Origin of the sequence: Polaromonas sp. CG_9.7 (genome assembly GCF_015752205.1) — a bacterium.
GTDB lineage: Bacteria > Pseudomonadota > Gammaproteobacteria > Burkholderiales > Burkholderiaceae_C > Polaromonas.
The window spans coordinates 193,216-208,501 of the sequence record NZ_JADOVG010000001.1; the positions used below are offsets into that span (position 1 = coordinate 193,216).

13 protein-coding genes are annotated in these 15,286 nt (G+C 62.1%); all 13 read left to right on the plus strand.

What is annotated here, in order from left to right; genetic code table 11:
- Positions 1 to 175 precede the first annotated feature (175 nt).
- The 13 genes from IWX87_RS00920 to IWX87_RS00980 all read left to right on the plus strand — a co-directional run bounded on the left by IWX87_RS00920 (position 176) and on the right by IWX87_RS00980 (position 15,240).
- Positions 176 to 1,243: a sensor histidine kinase gene (locus tag IWX87_RS00920; RefSeq protein ID WP_196861620.1), complete on the plus strand. Its 1,068-nt coding sequence runs from the start codon at positions 176 to 178 to the stop codon at positions 1,241 to 1,243.
- A 5-nt stretch (positions 1,244 to 1,248) separates the two neighbouring features.
- A complete protein-coding gene (locus IWX87_RS00925; protein ID WP_196861832.1) occupies positions 1,249 to 1,983 on the plus strand; it encodes a LytTR family DNA-binding domain-containing protein in 735 nt (244 codons plus the stop codon).
- Between the two features lie 216 nt (positions 1,984 to 2,199).
- The gene (locus IWX87_RS00930; RefSeq protein ID WP_196861621.1) at positions 2,200 to 3,375 is read left to right on the plus strand and encodes an AI-2E family transporter; all 1,176 of its coding nucleotides are present in this window, start codon (positions 2,200 to 2,202) and stop codon (positions 3,373 to 3,375) included.
- Positions 3,376 to 3,672: 297 nt separating this feature from the next.
- Positions 3,673 to 4,872 (plus strand): EAL and HDOD domain-containing protein, encoded by a 1,200-nt coding sequence (locus IWX87_RS00935; RefSeq protein ID WP_196861622.1) that lies wholly within the window; start codon positions 3,673 to 3,675, stop codon positions 4,870 to 4,872.
- Positions 4,873 to 5,045: 173 nt separating this feature from the next.
- Positions 5,046 to 5,915: a CheR family methyltransferase gene (locus tag IWX87_RS00940; RefSeq protein ID WP_196861623.1), complete on the plus strand. Its 870-nt coding sequence runs from the start codon at positions 5,046 to 5,048 to the stop codon at positions 5,913 to 5,915.
- Positions 5,912 to 6,571, plus strand: a complete 660-nt coding sequence (cheD, locus tag IWX87_RS00945) for a chemoreceptor glutamine deamidase CheD (protein ID WP_196861624.1) — start codon at positions 5,912 to 5,914, stop codon at positions 6,569 to 6,571. The genes IWX87_RS00940 and cheD overlap by 4 nt, the downstream gene beginning before the upstream one ends.
- Positions 6,568 to 7,653: a chemotaxis response regulator protein-glutamate methylesterase gene (locus IWX87_RS00950; RefSeq protein WP_196861625.1), complete on the plus strand. Its 1,086-nt coding sequence runs from the start codon at positions 6,568 to 6,570 to the stop codon at positions 7,651 to 7,653. Before cheD ends, IWX87_RS00950 begins: the two co-directional genes overlap by 4 nt.
- Positions 7,654 to 7,733: 80 nt before the next feature.
- Complete coding sequence (gene cheY / locus IWX87_RS00955) at positions 7,734 to 8,132, plus strand: chemotaxis response regulator CheY (RefSeq protein ID WP_196861626.1); 399 nt, start codon at positions 7,734 to 7,736, stop codon at positions 8,130 to 8,132.
- A gap of 1 nt (position 8,133) precedes the next feature.
- A complete protein-coding gene (cheZ, locus tag IWX87_RS00960) occupies positions 8,134 to 8,775 on the plus strand; it encodes a protein phosphatase CheZ (RefSeq protein WP_196861627.1) in 642 nt (213 codons plus the stop codon).
- A 127-nt stretch (positions 8,776 to 8,902) separates the two neighbouring features.
- On the plus strand, positions 8,903 to 10,045 hold the full coding sequence (flhB, locus tag IWX87_RS00965; protein WP_196861628.1) for a flagellar biosynthesis protein FlhB: 1,143 nt from the start codon (positions 8,903 to 8,905) through the stop codon (positions 10,043 to 10,045).
- Positions 10,042 to 12,132, plus strand: coding sequence for a flagellar biosynthesis protein FlhA (flhA, locus tag IWX87_RS00970; protein ID WP_196861629.1), 2,091 nt, complete (start codon positions 10,042 to 10,044; stop codon positions 12,130 to 12,132). Before flhB ends, flhA begins: the two co-directional genes overlap by 4 nt.
- The gene (gene flhF, locus IWX87_RS00975) at positions 12,129 to 14,561 is read left to right on the plus strand and encodes a flagellar biosynthesis protein FlhF (protein WP_231374280.1); all 2,433 of its coding nucleotides are present in this window, start codon (positions 12,129 to 12,131) and stop codon (positions 14,559 to 14,561) included. Before flhA ends, flhF begins: the two co-directional genes overlap by 4 nt.
- Positions 14,542 to 15,240, plus strand: coding sequence for a hypothetical protein (locus IWX87_RS00980; RefSeq protein WP_196861630.1), 699 nt, complete (start codon positions 14,542 to 14,544; stop codon positions 15,238 to 15,240). Before flhF ends, IWX87_RS00980 begins: the two co-directional genes overlap by 20 nt.
- Positions 15,241 to 15,286: the final 46 nt, after the last annotated feature.

Below are 15,286 nucleotides of genomic sequence, written 5' to 3' on the forward strand. Positions count from 1 at the left end.
GCGGATTGAAACGAGCACGGTGTGGGAGCAATTGGCTGGGGACGCTTAAATAGTGTTCAGTGCAGCAGCCGTAAGGCCCTGGCCAGTGCAATACTCATCGTGTCAATTTTATCTATGTGCCTGAAGGCCTGAAAATCACCCCGGACTGAAGAACCACAACCCCTGCTTTCTTTCGATGACACCGACCACCCCCCTACAGAACTTTGACGATTCCACGCTGCATGGCGGTTTGGCACGGTCCGATTCGCTGCAGGCTGACTCGCCTTTTACGCCACGCGCCAGCCTGTTTGACGCCTGCCATGTGGGTGTCGTGCTGCGGGTCGTCCTTTTGGTGCAGGCATTCGCCGGTGTGGGCGCAATGTTTGTCACCTCCAACCCACTGGACTGGCTGCTGTGGTTTTCGCTGCTGACCGGCGGTGTATTGCCCGCCACGCTGGCCTGGCTGATCGCGGTGTGCGTTTTCAAAGGCCGACTCAACCGTTTACAAGTTCCTGGGCAGTGGCTGGCCGGCACCGGCCTGGGTGCGGTCGCAGGGATTTATGCCTGCGGACTGCTGTGGATGATGGGCATGCTGCCCATGGCGCCATGGTGGGCCAGCGGGGTTGCCGGCACGCTGCTGTCGGCCATGGTGCTGGCAGGGCTGTTCTGGCGTGCCAAGGCCAGAACCCCTGCGGCCACGGCGGCCCGGCTGGCCGAATTGCAGTCGCGCATCCGGCCACATTTTTTGTTCAATACGCTGAACAGCGCGATTGCGCTGGTGCGTGCCGAGCCGGCCAGGGCCGAAGCGGTGCTGGAAGACTTGAGCGAGCTGTTTCGCAGCGCGCTGGCCGACCCGGCGGAGTCGGTCACGCTGGCACATGAAATCGCACTGGCGCAGCGTTACCTTGACATTGAGCAGGTCCGCTTTGGCAGCAGGCTGCGCGTGCAATGGAACCTCGACCCCGGCGCCAACGCGGCCCGACTGCCGCCTTTGCTGCTGCAGCCCCTGGTGGAAAACGCCGTGCGGCATGGCGTGGAGCCCAGCGCCAGCGGCGCGCAACTGATAATTTCCACACGCAGTCGCGGCGGTGCCGTGGTTATCAAAGTAACCAACTCGGTACCTGGCAGCGGCAGTCAGCCGGGACACGGCCTGGCGCTGGCGAATGTGCGCGAGCGCCTGTTTTTGCTGCACGATGTGCAGGCGCAGTTCAAGACCGCGTTCAAGGACGGCCTGTTTCAGGTCAGGCTGGAAGTGCCGCTGTGAGGGCTTTGAATATCCTGCTGGTCGATGACGAGGCACTGGCCAGATCGCGCCTGCGCACCTTGCTGGGCGACTGCACTGCGCCTTGCGCCGTGGTGGCCGCCGAGGCCGCCGACGCGGTGCAGGCCATGAGCGCGCTGCAGCGCCAGCCGTTCGATGCCGTGCTGCTTGACATCCGTATGCCGGGGATGGACGGCATGGGGCTTGCCGGCCTGCTGGCCGCCTTGCCCCAGCCGCCGGCCGTGGTCTTTGTCACCGCGCATGCCGAGCATGCGGTACAGGCCTTCGAGCTGGACGCGGTGGACTACCTGACCAAGCCGGTGCGGCTGGAGCGTCTGCAGCAGTCGCTACAAAAAATAGAGCGCCTTGTGCAAGCCAGGCAAGCGCAAGAGCCCGAAAAGGCTGAAGAAAGCCTGATCATTCAGGACCGGGGCCGGACCGAGCGCGTGCCGCTGTCGGAGGTGCTTTATTTCAAGGCCGAGCTGAAGTACATCACCGTGCGTACCCTCGGGCGCAGCTACATACTGGATGGCTCGCTCAGCGAACTGGAAGCGCGTTATGGCAGCCGGTTCATGCGGATTCATCGCAATGCGCTGATTGCCAGACGCGCTGTGCGCGCTTTGGAAAAGCATTTTGATCCCGAAGAAGGCGAGGGCTGGGCTGTGCGGCTCAACGGTCTGGATGAATTACTCACCGTGTCGCGCCGCCAGCTTGGCGCCGTCAGGGACGCCATTGCCGACTGATTCTGTGGGTGCCTTTAAGCCGCAGAAAGAGGCTGCTTCCCGGTCGGATTGCAGCAGCAGCTGACAGCCGGTTACGCCTGCGGATACCGCAGTTTTCGGAAGGCGTCCTATGGTGTATTTGCAGGTTTTCGGGTGCAATACTTCAACTCGCCCGCCCATCCTGCTCTGTCTGACAGATTGCCGGGCGCAAGCACTCAACCCTAACGAGGATGACAAATGGCCGAAGAAACCATGGCAGACGAGCCAGTCGTCGCTGAACCCCATCTCACGGAATTTCCCGAGCCAGAACGATTTGTTTTGCAAATGCCCGTCGATGTGCGAAATATGTCGCTGGTGCTCCTGGTGATCCTGGCTGGTCTTTTTGTGCTCCAGTGGGCGAGGGTCGTGTTGATCCCGATCATGCTCAGCGTGCTCTTCAGCTACGCCTTTTCGCCGCTGATCAACTGGATGGAAAACAGGCGCGTGCCGCGCTGGCTGAGCTCGGCCGTGCTGTTGCTGGGAATTTTGGGGGCCATGGGCTCTGGCGCTTACCTGCTGCGGCTTGAAGCCACGCAGCTGATCGAAGCCTTGCCGGCGGCGGCGCAAAAGCTCGGGCGTGCGCTCAGGTCGGACAGCGGAAAATCGAACAGCCCGCTGGAAACGGTGCAGAAAGCGGCCGCCCAGATCGAGCAGGCCACCCGGGAAAGTGCCGCCGTCACCGGTCCCAACCGGGGCGCAACCCGGGTGGTGATCGAGGCGCCACGCTTTAACATCAAGGACTACCTGTGGACCGGCACCATCGGCCTGCTGGCCCTGATCGGACAAATCGCGGTGGTGGTGTTCTTGACCTATTTTTTGATGCTTTCAGGCGACACTTTTCGGCGCAAGCTGGTCAAGCTCGCCGGGCCCAGCCTGAGCAAGAAAAAAATCACGTTGCAGGCGCTACACGAGATTGCCGGGCAGATCCAGCGCTACCTGCAGGTGCAGTTGCTGACCAGCCTGCTGGTCGGCGTGCTGACTGCAGGCGCGCTGTTGACCCTGGGGCTGGACAATGCCGCTGTCTGGGGTGTGGTCGCGTGCGTGCTCAACCTGGTGCCCTACATCGGCTCGCTGGTCACCGCGGCCGCCTCGGCTCTGGTCGCTTTCCTGCAGTTCGGCTCGATCAACATGGCGATGGCAGTGGGCGGCACTTCGATCGTGATCCACACGCTGGTGGGCAATCTGCTCACGCCCTGGCTGACCAGCCGTGCCAGCCGGCTCAGCCCGGTCGCTGTATTCATGGGACTGCTGGCCTGGGGCTGGCTCTGGGGCGTGTGGGGCCTGTTGCTCGGAATCCCGATCCTGATGATCGTCAAGTCGGTATGCGACCGGGTGGAAGACCTCAAACCCATTGGCGAATTCCTGGGCTCCTGAAACCTATGGGCAAGGGCAGGGCGCGATCATCCCGCTTGCGCCCGGTCCGTTTGAATCCTTGAAACAAAGGACTGATCAAGCGCCTGTTCACCGCCTCCCGCCCATGGGGCCTGCGGCACAATGGTGCAATGCAACCTTCCCATCCTGAGCGCTGCTGTCTTTTTGCATTGAAGCCTGACGCTCGAAGCCGTTCTCTTCACGCCCTGCGTCCGAATCGTCTAGAGGCTGGAACGCCACCCGATGGGTAGCAGCTGAACAATTGATCGTTCAATCCCGGATACTCACGAACCTCAGCCCATGAACCCTGACAACTATCTTTTCCGAGCGCCCCTGACCGATGCGGCCCAGTGTGTCCGGGGCTACCAGCTGTCATGGCAGGACGCTGACGCCAGCGCGGGCCAGGCGCGGCCAGACCAGACAAAGCAGCTGCTGGCGCTGGCGGCGCAGTTTCCCCGCCGGGCCGGCTCTGGCCTGTTTTTCATAGAAATCCAGGTGGCGGCCTTGTCTGCCGATGACCTGCAGCCACTCAATCCGGCTGAGACGGTCCTGATGTTCAAGCAGGCCGAGCTGGCCTGCCCGGAAGGCATCGAGCTGGCGATATCGCTGCATGCGCAGGGCTTTGGACTGGCGCTGTGCCATCCGGACGTGACGCTGTTTGATGAAAGAGACGGCCTGCTTTCGCTGATGACGTATGTCGTGGCCGATCTGGCGAATCCTGACCTGGCGAGAATTGCCAGCCTGGCAGCGCTTGCCCAGCCTGCGCTGGAACTGCTTGTCAGCAAGATGGCGGACTGGGACGCGTTCGACGCCTGCGCAGCGCTTGGCTTGGCGGGGTTTTTTGGAAATCTGTGTGTATTGCCGCGCAACCTGCCGCGAATTTCCCACATGGGACCGCAGACGGTACTTATCCTGCAGTTGATAAAGATGGTCCAGGAATACGCCGACATCCGCGAAATGGAAAAGGTTCTCCAGCGCGACGCAATACTTTCCTACCAGCTGCTTCGCTACATCAATAGCGCAGGCTTTGGCCTTCAGATGGAAATCGAATCGCTGCGGCACGCCATCACGATGCTCGGCTATCTGCCGTTGTACCGCTGGCTGGCACTGCTGCTGGCATCCACCAGCACAGCAGGGTTTTCGCCGGTGCTGCTGCAGACGGCGATTGTGCGGGGGCGATTCGTCGAGCTGCTGGGCAAGGGCCTGCTGCCTGCAAGCGAAGCGGGAAACCTGTTTGTCGTGGGGCTTTTTTCATTGCTGGACCAGTTGCTGGGAATACCGATGCCCCAGCTGATGCAGCAGGTGTCCATGCCCGGCGCGATTGTCCAGGCCTTGCTTCACCGTGGTGACATCTACGGCCCTTTGCTGGCGCTGGCAGAAGCCTGCGAGGACGAAAGCGGCTCGGCGCCTGCGCTTGCCGATGCTTTGTTCATGACGGCTTCGCAGGTGAACAAGGCACATGGGTCGGCCATAGTGTGGGCGCAGGACCTCAACCTTTGACCGCCTGGCCCGGCTGGGTGAAAGCCTGATCGCGGCTCCATGCGCAGAGGAAGGTGCTGTTTGGCATGCTTTTCGGGGCATCGCCGGCGAGCGTTGCTGGGTACATTGGTCCCTGTTCATTGCCTGACTCCAATTTGCAATGCTTATTGAGCCCTTGACCCCACAAGCCTGCAATGTATTCACCCCCCCACACTGCTGCGCTTTCTCCGGCAGGCCCCGACTTTTTGTTGACCGACACGGACTTTGCCCGGATTCGCCTGCTGATCCACCAGCGCGCCGGCATTTCCCTGAGCGGGCAAAAGCGGCAGATGGTGTACAGCCGGCTGTCGCGGCGCCTGCGCGAGCTGGGGATGCGCGAGTTCTCGGCCTACCTGGGTTTCCTGGAGGCCGACCCGCACCGCCAGGAGTGGGAGCTGTTCACCAATGCGCTCACCACCAACCTGACCGCATTTTTTCGCGAGGCGCACCATTTCCCGCTGCTTGCCGAGCATGTCCGCCAGTGCCAGCAGCCAGTCACGGTCTGGTGCTCGGCTGCATCGACCGGCGAAGAGCCTTATTCAATTGCCATGACGCTGATCGAAACGCTTGGAAGTCGCGCCAGCGCCTGCAGCGTGGTGGCCACGGACATCGACACGCAGGTGCTGGCCAAGGCGGTGGAAGGCATTTTCACAATGGAGCAGGCCGGCAAGCTGTCACCCGAGCGCCTGAAGCGGTTTTTTCTTAAAGGGTCTGGCGTGCATGCCGGCAAGGTGCGGATACGGCCGGAAGTGGCGGCCATGGTGAAGTTTTCGAAGCTCAACCTGCTCGATCCGAAATGGCCGCTCAAGGGGTTGTTCGACGCCATTTTCTGCCGCAACGTGATGATCTATTTTGACAAGCCGACGCAGGAAAAAATCCTGCAGCGATTTGTCCCCCTGATGAAACCCCAGGCCTTGCTGTTTGCCGGGCATTCAGAGAACTTCACTTTTGCCCAGCATGCGTTGCGGCTGCGCGGACAGACCGTCTATGGCCTGGCCGGCAGCGGGCCGAGGGGCGCCGCATGATCACGGCGGAAGCAGAGCCGCTGGCGAGCCGGCATTATTTCGACCGTGAATTCGGCCTGGCGGCGGTCAAGCTGCTGCCAGGCGAGTACTACGTCACGGCCGACGACATGGTGCTGACGACGGTGCTCGGTTCGTGCGTGTCGGCCTGCCTGCGCGACAGTGTCTCGGGCATCGGCGGCATGAACCACTTCATGTTGCCCGACGCGGCGGACCCGCTGGTTTTCGATGCGGCCGCCGCCATGCGTTATGGCGTGCATGCGATGCAGGTGCTGCTTGGTGAAGTGATCCGGGCCGGCGCCCGGCGCGAGCGCCTGGAAGCCAAGGTGTTTGGCGGCGGCGCCGTACTGGCCAGCATGACGCTGCTCAACATTGGCGAGCGCAATGCCGACTTCGTGCTTCGCTACCTGATGGCCGAGCGCATCCGCATCGCCGCGCAGGACTTGCGCGGAAAGCTGCCGCGCCGCATCAACTTTTTCCCATTGTCAGGCCGGGTGACGGTGCGAAAACTGCGACTGCAGGACGATGCCCTGCTGGTGCAGCGCGAGGAGCAGGCCCTTGCCAGCGTGTTGCTGAATCAGCAGTCAACGTGCCGGGGCGACAGGCTGGCATCCAAGCCAATGCGCACATTCGACAACACAACAGGCTGGACGCCATGACGGACAAGAAAATCAGGGTGCTGTGCGTGGACGATTCGGCATTGATCCGCAATTTGATGACCGAGATCATCAACAGCCAGCCCGACATGGAGGTGGTGGCCACTGCCTCTGACCCGCTGATTGCCCGCGACCTGGTCAAGCAGCACAACCCGGATGTCATGACGCTGGACGTGGAAATGCCGCGCATGGACGGGCTGGAATTCCTGGAAAGGCTGATGCGCCTGCGCCCGATGCCGGTGGTCATGGTGTCGTCGCTGACGGAGCGCGGTTCCGAGGCGGCGCTGCGCGCCCTGGAACTGGGCGCAATCGACTTCGTCACCAAGCCGCGCCTGGGCATTCGCGATGGACTGCTGTCCTACACCGAACTGATCACCGGCAAAATCCGCACCGCCGCCGCCGCCAGGCTGCTGCCTGCAAGGCGCGCGGCTGCGGTCGGCGGAGCGGGCACTGCTGCCGATGTGCCGCTGCTGCGCAGCCCCTTGCTGAGCACCGAAAAGCTCATCATCATTGGCGCTTCCACCGGCGGCACCGAAGCCATCCGGGAGGTGCTGCAGCCCCTGCCGCCGGATTGCCCCGGCATCCTGATTGCGCAGCACATGCCGGCCGGGTTTACCCATTCGTTTGCAGAACGACTGAACGGCTTGTGCCGCATCGCTGTCTCGGAAGCCGTGCAGGGGGAACGAATTTTGCCAGGCCATGCCTATATCGCGCCCGGCGGATTCCATTTGTCGCTGACCCGCAGCGGCGCCAATTACGTCGCGAAGGTGGACCTTGAACCGCCGGTCAACCGGCATCGGCCGTCGGTTGATGTGCTGTTTGATTCGGCTGCAAGGCATGCGGGGAAAAATGCCGTGGGCGTGATTCTGACCGGCATGGGGCGCGACGGGGCCGAAGGCCTGCTGCGGATGCGCCAGGCCGGGGCCTACACGCTGGCTCAGGACGAAGCCAGTTGTGTGGTTTTTGGCATGCCGCGTGAAGCGATTGCCTTGGGGGCGGCCCAGGAGGTCGTGCCTCTGCAGGACATGAGCCAGCGCCTTATGGTCCACCTGCGGTCTTTCGGCCAGCAGGCCAATCGGGTCTAGGAAAGTGATGGGAATCGGCTTGGGTGCGAAAAAATTTTCTGCAGCCAGCCTGTCGTGATGTTTAAATTTTTGGAGCGAAAGTGGTAGATAAAAGCATAAAGATCCTGGTCGTGGACGATTTTCCGACCATGCGCCGGATCATTCGCAACCTGCTCAAAGAGCTTGAGTTTGTCAATGTCGATGAGGCGGAAGACGGCGCTGTCGGCCTTGAAAAGCTCAGGGCCGGCAATTACGGATTCGTGGTGTCCGACTGGAACATGCCCAACATGGATGGCCTGGCCATGCTGCAGGCCATTCGGGCGGATCCCTCGATGGCCAAATTGCCGGTGCTGATGGTCACGGCTGAAGCGAAAAAGGAAAACATCATTGCCGCGGCCCAGTCGGGCGCCAACGGCTATGTGGTGAAACCTTTTACTGCGGTCACGCTGGAAGAAAAGATCACCAAGATATTTGAAAAAATTGCGAAAGAGAGTGCTTGAAATGGCGCAGGAGAATCCTTCTATTGCAACTGTTCCAGATTCAGCCGAACAGTTGCTGCACCGCATTGGTCAGCTAACGCGTCAAATGCGGGAAAGCATCCGGGAACTGGGCCTGGACAAGGGCATTGCCAAGGTGGCAGACGCCATTCCCGATGCGCGTGACCGTCTGGGCTACATCGCACAAATGACAGAGCGCGCCGCTGAAAGGGCACTCAATGCCATCGATGTGGCCCAGCCGATTCAGGATGACCTGGCCCGGCAGGCCAAGGACCTGACCCAGCGTTGGGATGCCTGGTTTGAAAGCCCGGTGGACCTGGACGAAGCGCGTGAACTGGTGCTTGACAACCGGGCTTACCTGCGGGCTGTGCCGCAGCAGGTCAGCGCCACCAACGCGCAGTTGATGGAAATCATGATGGCGCAGGACTTTCAGGACCTGACAGGCCAGGTCATCAAGAAGATGATGAATGTGATCAATGACATGGATACACAGCTGCTGCAGTTGCTGATTGACAATAAGCCGCTTGAAAAACGGCCGGAGTCGAACACCAACCTTCTGCATGGCCCTGAAATCAAGCCCCAGCAGCCCGATGCAGTCGGTGATCAGGCGCAGGTTGACGACTTGCTGGCCAGCCTCGGGTTTTAAGCCGGCGGTTTGCCCGATTGCTCAAGCAGCAGCTTTATCGCCGGCTTGTTTGGCCGATCGGTTCAGCTTGCACGCCTTAATAATTGCCGGAGTCGGACAACTTTGCGTCTGAAGCTTCGGAGCATTGATGGCGGAAGAAAGTGATCTCGAAAAAACCGAACCTGCCTCACCCCGGCGGTTGGAGAAGGCACACGAGGAAGGCCAGGTCGCCCGGTCACGCGAGCTGGTCACTTTTGTCATGTTGAGCACCGGGCTGGGCTGCCTGTGGGCTACCGGCGACCTGATGGCCAGTCATCTGGGCAGCGCGCTGCGCAATGGCATGCAGTTTGAACGCGCTTCCGCATTCGATGCTTCGCAGATGCTGGTACAGGCCGAAGACACCGTATTTCACGTGCTTCAGGCACTGGTTCCGCTGCTGGCCGCGATGTTGTTGGCGGCGCTGGTGGCGCCCATGCTGCTGGGCGGCTGGCTGCTCTCGGGCAAGTCGCTTAGCCCCAAGTTTTCCAAACTGAATCCGATCGCCGGCATTGGCCGGATGTTTTCGACCGAAACGCTGGCCGAACTGGTCAAGACCATCGTCAAGTCCCTGCTGATCGGCGGCATCGCCTGGTGGGTGATCTCCGGTAATCTTCAGACCATCATGGCGCTGATGAGCGAGCCGGTGCATGAGGCGCTTGCGCACACGCTGCGGCTGGTGGCCAGCAGCTGCGCCCTGATCATCGGATCCTTGCTGCTGGTGGCCGCGATTGATGTGCCCTACCAGCTCTGGAGCCACCAGAAAAAACTCCGCATGTCGCGCGAGGACTTGCGCCAGGAGCAAAAGGAAAGTGATGGCGATCCGCAGGTCAAGGCGCAGATACGCCGGCAACAGCAGCAAATGGCCAAGCGCCGCATGATGGCCGAAGTGCCCAAGGCCGACATCATCGTGACCAACCCGACCCATTTTGCTGTCGCCCTGAAGTACAGCGACAAGGACATGCGGGCGCCGCGCGTCATTGCCAAAGGCACCGACCTGGTGGCCCTGCGCATCCGCGCGCTGGCACAGGAGCACAACATCCCGGTGCTGGAAGCGCCACCGCTGACGCGGGCGCTGTACCGCCACACCGCGCTGGGCGCCGAAATTCCGGCTGATTTGTATGCCGCTGTGGCTGAAGTGCTGGCCTGGGCTTACCAACTGCAACGCCAGACGACGGAAGGCGGCGCCTTGCCGCCCCGGCCAAAGAACCTGCCGGTGCCTGAATCCCTGGATTCTGCGGAAAGCCCGGCATGAACGCACTCGACAGCTTGAAGCGGCTGCCTCGCATGTTGATGGGCGCCGACAATGGCAAGGGCCTGGTCGGTCCGGTCCTGGTCATTCTGATCCTGAGCATGATGGTGCTGCCGCTGCCGCCGTTTTTGCTGGACCTGCTGTTTACCTTCAACATCGCGCTGTCCATCATGGTGCTGCTGGTCAGCATGTACACCATGAAGGCGCTGGACTTTGCTGCCTTTCCGGCGGTGCTGCTGTTCACCACGCTGCTGCGGCTGTCGCTCAATGTTGCGTCCACCCGCGTCGTGCTGATGCAAGGCCATACCGGCCCGGACGCGGCTGGAAAGGTGATTGAGGCCTTCGGCCACTTTCTGGTGGGCGGGAACTTTGCCGTGGGCGTGATGGTGTTCATCATTTTGGTGGTGATCAACTTCATGGTCATCACCAAGGGCGCGGGCCGGATTGCCGAGGTCGGTGCGCGCTTCACGCTTGACGCCATGCCGGGAAAGCAAATGGCGATTGATGCCGACCTCAATGCCGGCCTGATCGGCGAAGACGTGGCGCGCAAACGCCGTGCCGAGGTGTCGCAGGAGGCCGATTTCTACGGCTCGATGGACGGTGCCAGCAAGTTCGTGCGCGGCGATGCCGTGGCGGGCCTGTTGATCCTGGTGATCAACATCATTGGCGGCCTGGTCGTCGGCGTGGCCCAGCACGACATGAGCTTTGCCGAAGCGGGTACGACATACACCCTGCTGGCCATTGGCGACGGCCTGGTCGCGCAGATTCCGGCACTGGTGATTTCGACGGCTGCCGGCGTGATCGTCTCGCGCGTCACCACCGACGAGGACGTCGGTGGCCAGCTGACCGGGCAGTTGTTTGCCAATCCTCAGGTGCTGTTTTTGACAGCCGGCGTCATTGGCATGATGGGTCTGATTCCGGGCATGCCGAACCTGGCCTTTTTGCTTATTGCCGGCGGCCTGGTATGGATGGGCCGGCGCGTGATGCAGCGCCAGGCCGTCAGCACCGCCGCAACCGCCGCGCTGCCAGCCCCCGCGCCCGCCGCGACGGAATCGCAGGAGGCCAGCTGGGACGACGTGGCGCTGGTCGATCCGCTCGGGCTGGAAGTCGGCTACCGCCTGATTTCCCTGGTGGACATGGCGCAAAACGGCGAATTGCTGGGCCGTATCAAGAGCATTCGCAAAAAGTTTGCGCAGGACATCGGTTTTCTGGTGCCAGTGGTGCATATCCGCGACAACCTTGAAATCAAGCCCAATGCCTATGTTGTCAGGCTCAAGGGTGTAGAGATTGGCCGTGGCGAAGCCACGCCCGGCCAGTGGATGGCGATCAATCCGGGGCAGGTCAGCGCGACCTTGCCCGGCACGCAGACCAAGGACCCGGCCTTTGGCCTGCCTGCCATCTGGATCGACGCCAGCCTGCGCGAGCAGGCGCAGATCTATGGCTATACGGTGGTGGACGCCAGTACCGTGGTGGCCACGCACCTGAACCACCTGATTCATGCGCATGCGGCCGAACTGCTTGGACGCCAGGAAGTGCAGCAGTTGCTCGACCGCATCGGCAAGGAGTCGCCGCTGCTGGTGCAGGACCTGGTGCCCAAGGCGCTGTCCCTGACCAGTGTGCAAAAGGTGCTGCAAAACCTGCTGGACGAGAGTGTGCCGATCCGGGACATGCGCACCATTCTGGATGTGCTGGCCGAACAGGCGCCGGCGGTGGCGGACACGACGGAGCTGACCTCGCTGATCCGGCTGGCTCTGGGGCGCGCCATCATCCAGGATATTTACCCGGGCAACGAGCAACTGGAGGTCATCGGCCTGGACAGTTCGCTGGACCGCGTGCTGCTGCAGGCCCTGAGCAACAGCAACGGCCTGGAGCCGGGGCTGGCCGACAACCTGCTGCGTGAAACCCAGTCGGCCATGGCACGCCAAACACAACTGGGACTACCGGCCGTGCTGGTGGTGCAGCACCCGCTGCGGGTCTTGCTGGCGCGCTTTTTGCGCCGTAGCCTGCCGCAGCTCAAGGTCCTGTCACATGCCGAAATTCCTGATACCCGCACCATCCGGGTCACCGCCACGATTGGAGGCAAGTCTTGACCACTGGCAGCGAAACCGGCATGACCACCTGCACCGTCGTTGCAAGCTCCACGCTGAAGGCCTTGCGGCTGCTGCGCGAACAGCTGGGGCCGGACGCGTTCGTGGTGTCGAGTCGCGTGACCGCTGGGGGCGTGGAAATCGTGGCTTCGCTGCAAGCGCCTGCGGCAGGCAGAATTCCGTCCGTTGCGTCCCTGGCCCTTGCTGCCCCGTCACCGCTCATGCTTGTGCCGGCGCCTGCCGCCCCGGTTGACGGCGGTGACAGCAGCGTCCTGCGCGAAATCCATTCCATGCGCGGCATGATTGAAGAGCAGCTTGCGGGCCTGACGTGGAACGAGGCGCAAAAGCGCGATCCGCTGCGCGGGCAACTGCTGCGCACCTTGCTGGGTGCCGGCTTCAGTGCCCGCCTGGCCAAAGACCTGCTGACTGATTTGCCAACCGGGCTGGACCATGCCGGTGGCCTGGCGTACATCAAGTCGGCCATGGCAGGTCAGATGCCAGTGCTGGAAGACGAAGACGCCCTGATGAATGAAGGCGGCGTGTATGCCCTGATGGGGCCGACCGGCGTCGGCAAGACCACCACCACGGCCAAGCTGGCAGCGCGTTGCGTGATGCGATTCGGGGCCGAAAAACTGGCGCTGATCACCACCGACAGCTACCGCATCGGTGCCTACGAGCAGCTTCGCATCTACGGCCAGATCCTGGGCGTGGCGGTTCACGCCGTCAAGGACGCTGGCGACCTGGAAGCGGTGCTTGCCAGTCTGCAGGACAAGCACATGGTGCTGATCGACACCGTCGGCATGAGCCAGCGCGACCGCGCCGTGTCCGACCAGATTGCCATGCTGTGCGGTGCCAGCCGTCCGGTCAAGCGTCTGCTGCTGCTTAATGCTTCCAGCCATGGCGACACGCTCAATGAAGTGGTCAAGGCGTATCGCCATGGCGGTCAAGCGGCCAGCGGCACCGACCTGGCGGGCTGCATTCTGACCAAAGTCGATGAAGCCACGCATCCGGGGGTGCTGGTTGACATCGTGATTCGTCACCAGTTGACCATTCACTATGTCTCCAGCGGCCAGAAAGTGCCGGAAAACCTTCTGCTCGGCAATCGCAAGCTGCTGATTGACAGCGTGTTTGAGGCCAAGAGCCAGAGTTCCCTTTTTGTGCCTGGCGAGGCCGATCTGGATGAGCAACCCGCCGCCTTGCGCAACGAAGAGAAAGTGGCTGCCGCTGAAGCGGTCAGTCAGCGCCTGCGCGCGCAGTGCCGGCAACTGATCAGCACACTGGCCCACAACGCCCAGGAACTGACCTCCAATGCGGCGGCTCTGGCGACGGGCGACATCGGCTTTGAGCAAAGCCGTGCCCTCTGGCGCCAGCTCTCGGGCGACCCGGTGCAAGCGGGTGTCATCGCCGCTACGCTGGTGCGGCAGGCGCATGCCGACAGCAAGCGCCATTGCGGCGATTACGTACTGGCCAGCAGCCGCGACATCACGCTGCCCGCCGATGACAAGGGCGACTCCCGCATCCATGTCACCGCCTTGTTGTCTGACCGCACCGGCCAGCCTTTTGCTGCGGCGTTATCGGTGTTATTGGCGGGCGCCGCCAACGCGGATAAAGTGCCGCCTGACGCTCTGGATCCGCACCATTTCGACAACAAGCCGGTGATTCATCTGTTTTCCGGCATGGCATCGCTCGACCAGATTCAGGTCTGGCAAGCTGCCGGCCTTCGCTGGGTGGCCTCTGTTCCGGCCAGCCTTCAGGTGGAGCTTGCCGAAGACGGCCTTTCGGCAACCTTGCAAGAACTCGTTTCAGGGCTGGAATTCAGCCTGCCGCAGCCGGTCTCGTTTCGCGGCAAGACGGGATTGCTGTCGATTGCTGAAATGCTGGTCAGCCTGTGCCCTGATGCCCAAGGCGAGCATACCGGTGCTATCGCCGAGGCTTCTTTGCAACGCTGCGTGGTCAGGCGAGTTGTGGATGCGGCCAGCGGCAAGCTGTTGGCTCACAGCTATCTGCTGACCAGTATCAGTATTCAGGCAAAAGCACCGCAAATCATGCAGTGGGCGGTCTGGCGTTCTGCGGTCGAGCCATATTTCAAACTCCTTGAGCAAAGCCTTTTGCAGTTCGCAGACAGTCTTGCTTCGGCTGAACCGGTCCGTCTCGACATCCTGCGGGTTGCGGCGCAGGCCAGCACCACGGTGTTTCGCCTGCAGCAGGCCCCACACACATGGGCTGCAACGGCGCGCAGGGCTGTGTCTCAATTGACCGGACAGCCAGTTCACGCAGACCAGCCGGTGCCAGGCCCGGTGCTGTTTGAAGGCCTGGGAAAACTCTATGTGCTGCTGGATGCACTGGAGAGTGATGAGACTGCCGAGTCGCTCGCGGTGTACCCGGAGCCGGTGCAAAAACGAGACGTACAGCATGGAGAAAATAGTGCTTGACCAGGCCGATGGGCTGCGCCGGCTGATGGGCGGCAACACCGCACAACGCGTGGCGGTGATCGACAGTCCGGCCAGCGCCGGAGTCTGCAGCGTGACGCAGAATCTGGCTGCAGCCCTGATGCAGCAAGGCCAGGACGTGCTGCTACTGGACGAATGCGTCGGGCCGCAGGCCATGCCGCTTGCGCGCGACGGGCGGCTGGTTCTGGTGAATGCCGTGCTGGACCCGGACGGTGCGTTGTCCACGCTGGCCGCGAGTACCGACCATATTCTGGTCGTGTTTCAGGCCAATGCCCAAGCCATCACGCAAGCCTATCTGCGCATCAAAAAGCTTCACTATGCGCATGCGTTTCAGCATTTACGGGTGCTGGTCAACGAGGCCGATGACCCGGCCCAAGCCCAGCGCATGCTGGCCAACCTGGCCACGACAGGCAGCCGCTATCTCGGATTGGACCTGCAAACGGCAGGCTTCGTCAGGGCCGATCCGCTGCTGGCCCAGGCCAGTCGCCTGAACCTGACGGTGGTTCAGGCCTTCAGCACCAGTAGTGCGGCTCGGGACTTTTGCCGCATTGCCGCCGATTTGCTGCAGTGGCCACGCTCGCCAACCCCCAGCCGGACGCCTTCGCTGCTGCCTGGCCGGATCACGCGCCCTGAAGCCCCAGCCGTGGCCGGCATGCACTGAAGCACTTGTCCGGAATCATCGCCAGATTGTCAAGAAAGCAGGACGC

Bases quoted from the DNA above. Each gene is read 5' to 3' on its own strand.
- IWX87_RS00920 (WP_196861620.1), top strand. From the start codon at position 176: ATGACACCGACCACCCCCCTACAGAACTTTGACGATTCCACGCTGCAT.
- IWX87_RS00930 (WP_196861621.1), top strand. From the start codon at position 2,200: ATGGCCGAAGAAACCATGGCAGACGAGCCAGTCGTCGCTGAACCCCAT.
- IWX87_RS00935 (WP_196861622.1), top strand. From the start codon at position 3,673: ATGAACCCTGACAACTATCTTTTCCGAGCGCCCCTGACCGATGCGGCC.
- IWX87_RS00940 (WP_196861623.1), top strand. From the start codon at position 5,046: ATGTATTCACCCCCCCACACTGCTGCGCTTTCTCCGGCAGGCCCCGAC.
- cheD (WP_196861624.1), top strand. From the start codon at position 5,912: ATGATCACGGCGGAAGCAGAGCCGCTGGCGAGCCGGCATTATTTCGAC.
- IWX87_RS00950 (WP_196861625.1), top strand. From the start codon at position 6,568: ATGACGGACAAGAAAATCAGGGTGCTGTGCGTGGACGATTCGGCATTG.
- cheZ (WP_196861627.1), top strand. From the start codon at position 8,134: ATGGCGCAGGAGAATCCTTCTATTGCAACTGTTCCAGATTCAGCCGAA.
- flhB (WP_196861628.1), top strand. From the start codon at position 8,903: ATGGCGGAAGAAAGTGATCTCGAAAAAACCGAACCTGCCTCACCCCGG.
- flhA (WP_196861629.1), top strand. From the start codon at position 10,042: ATGAACGCACTCGACAGCTTGAAGCGGCTGCCTCGCATGTTGATGGGC.
- IWX87_RS00980 (WP_196861630.1), top strand. From the start codon at position 14,542: ATGGAGAAAATAGTGCTTGACCAGGCCGATGGGCTGCGCCGGCTGATG.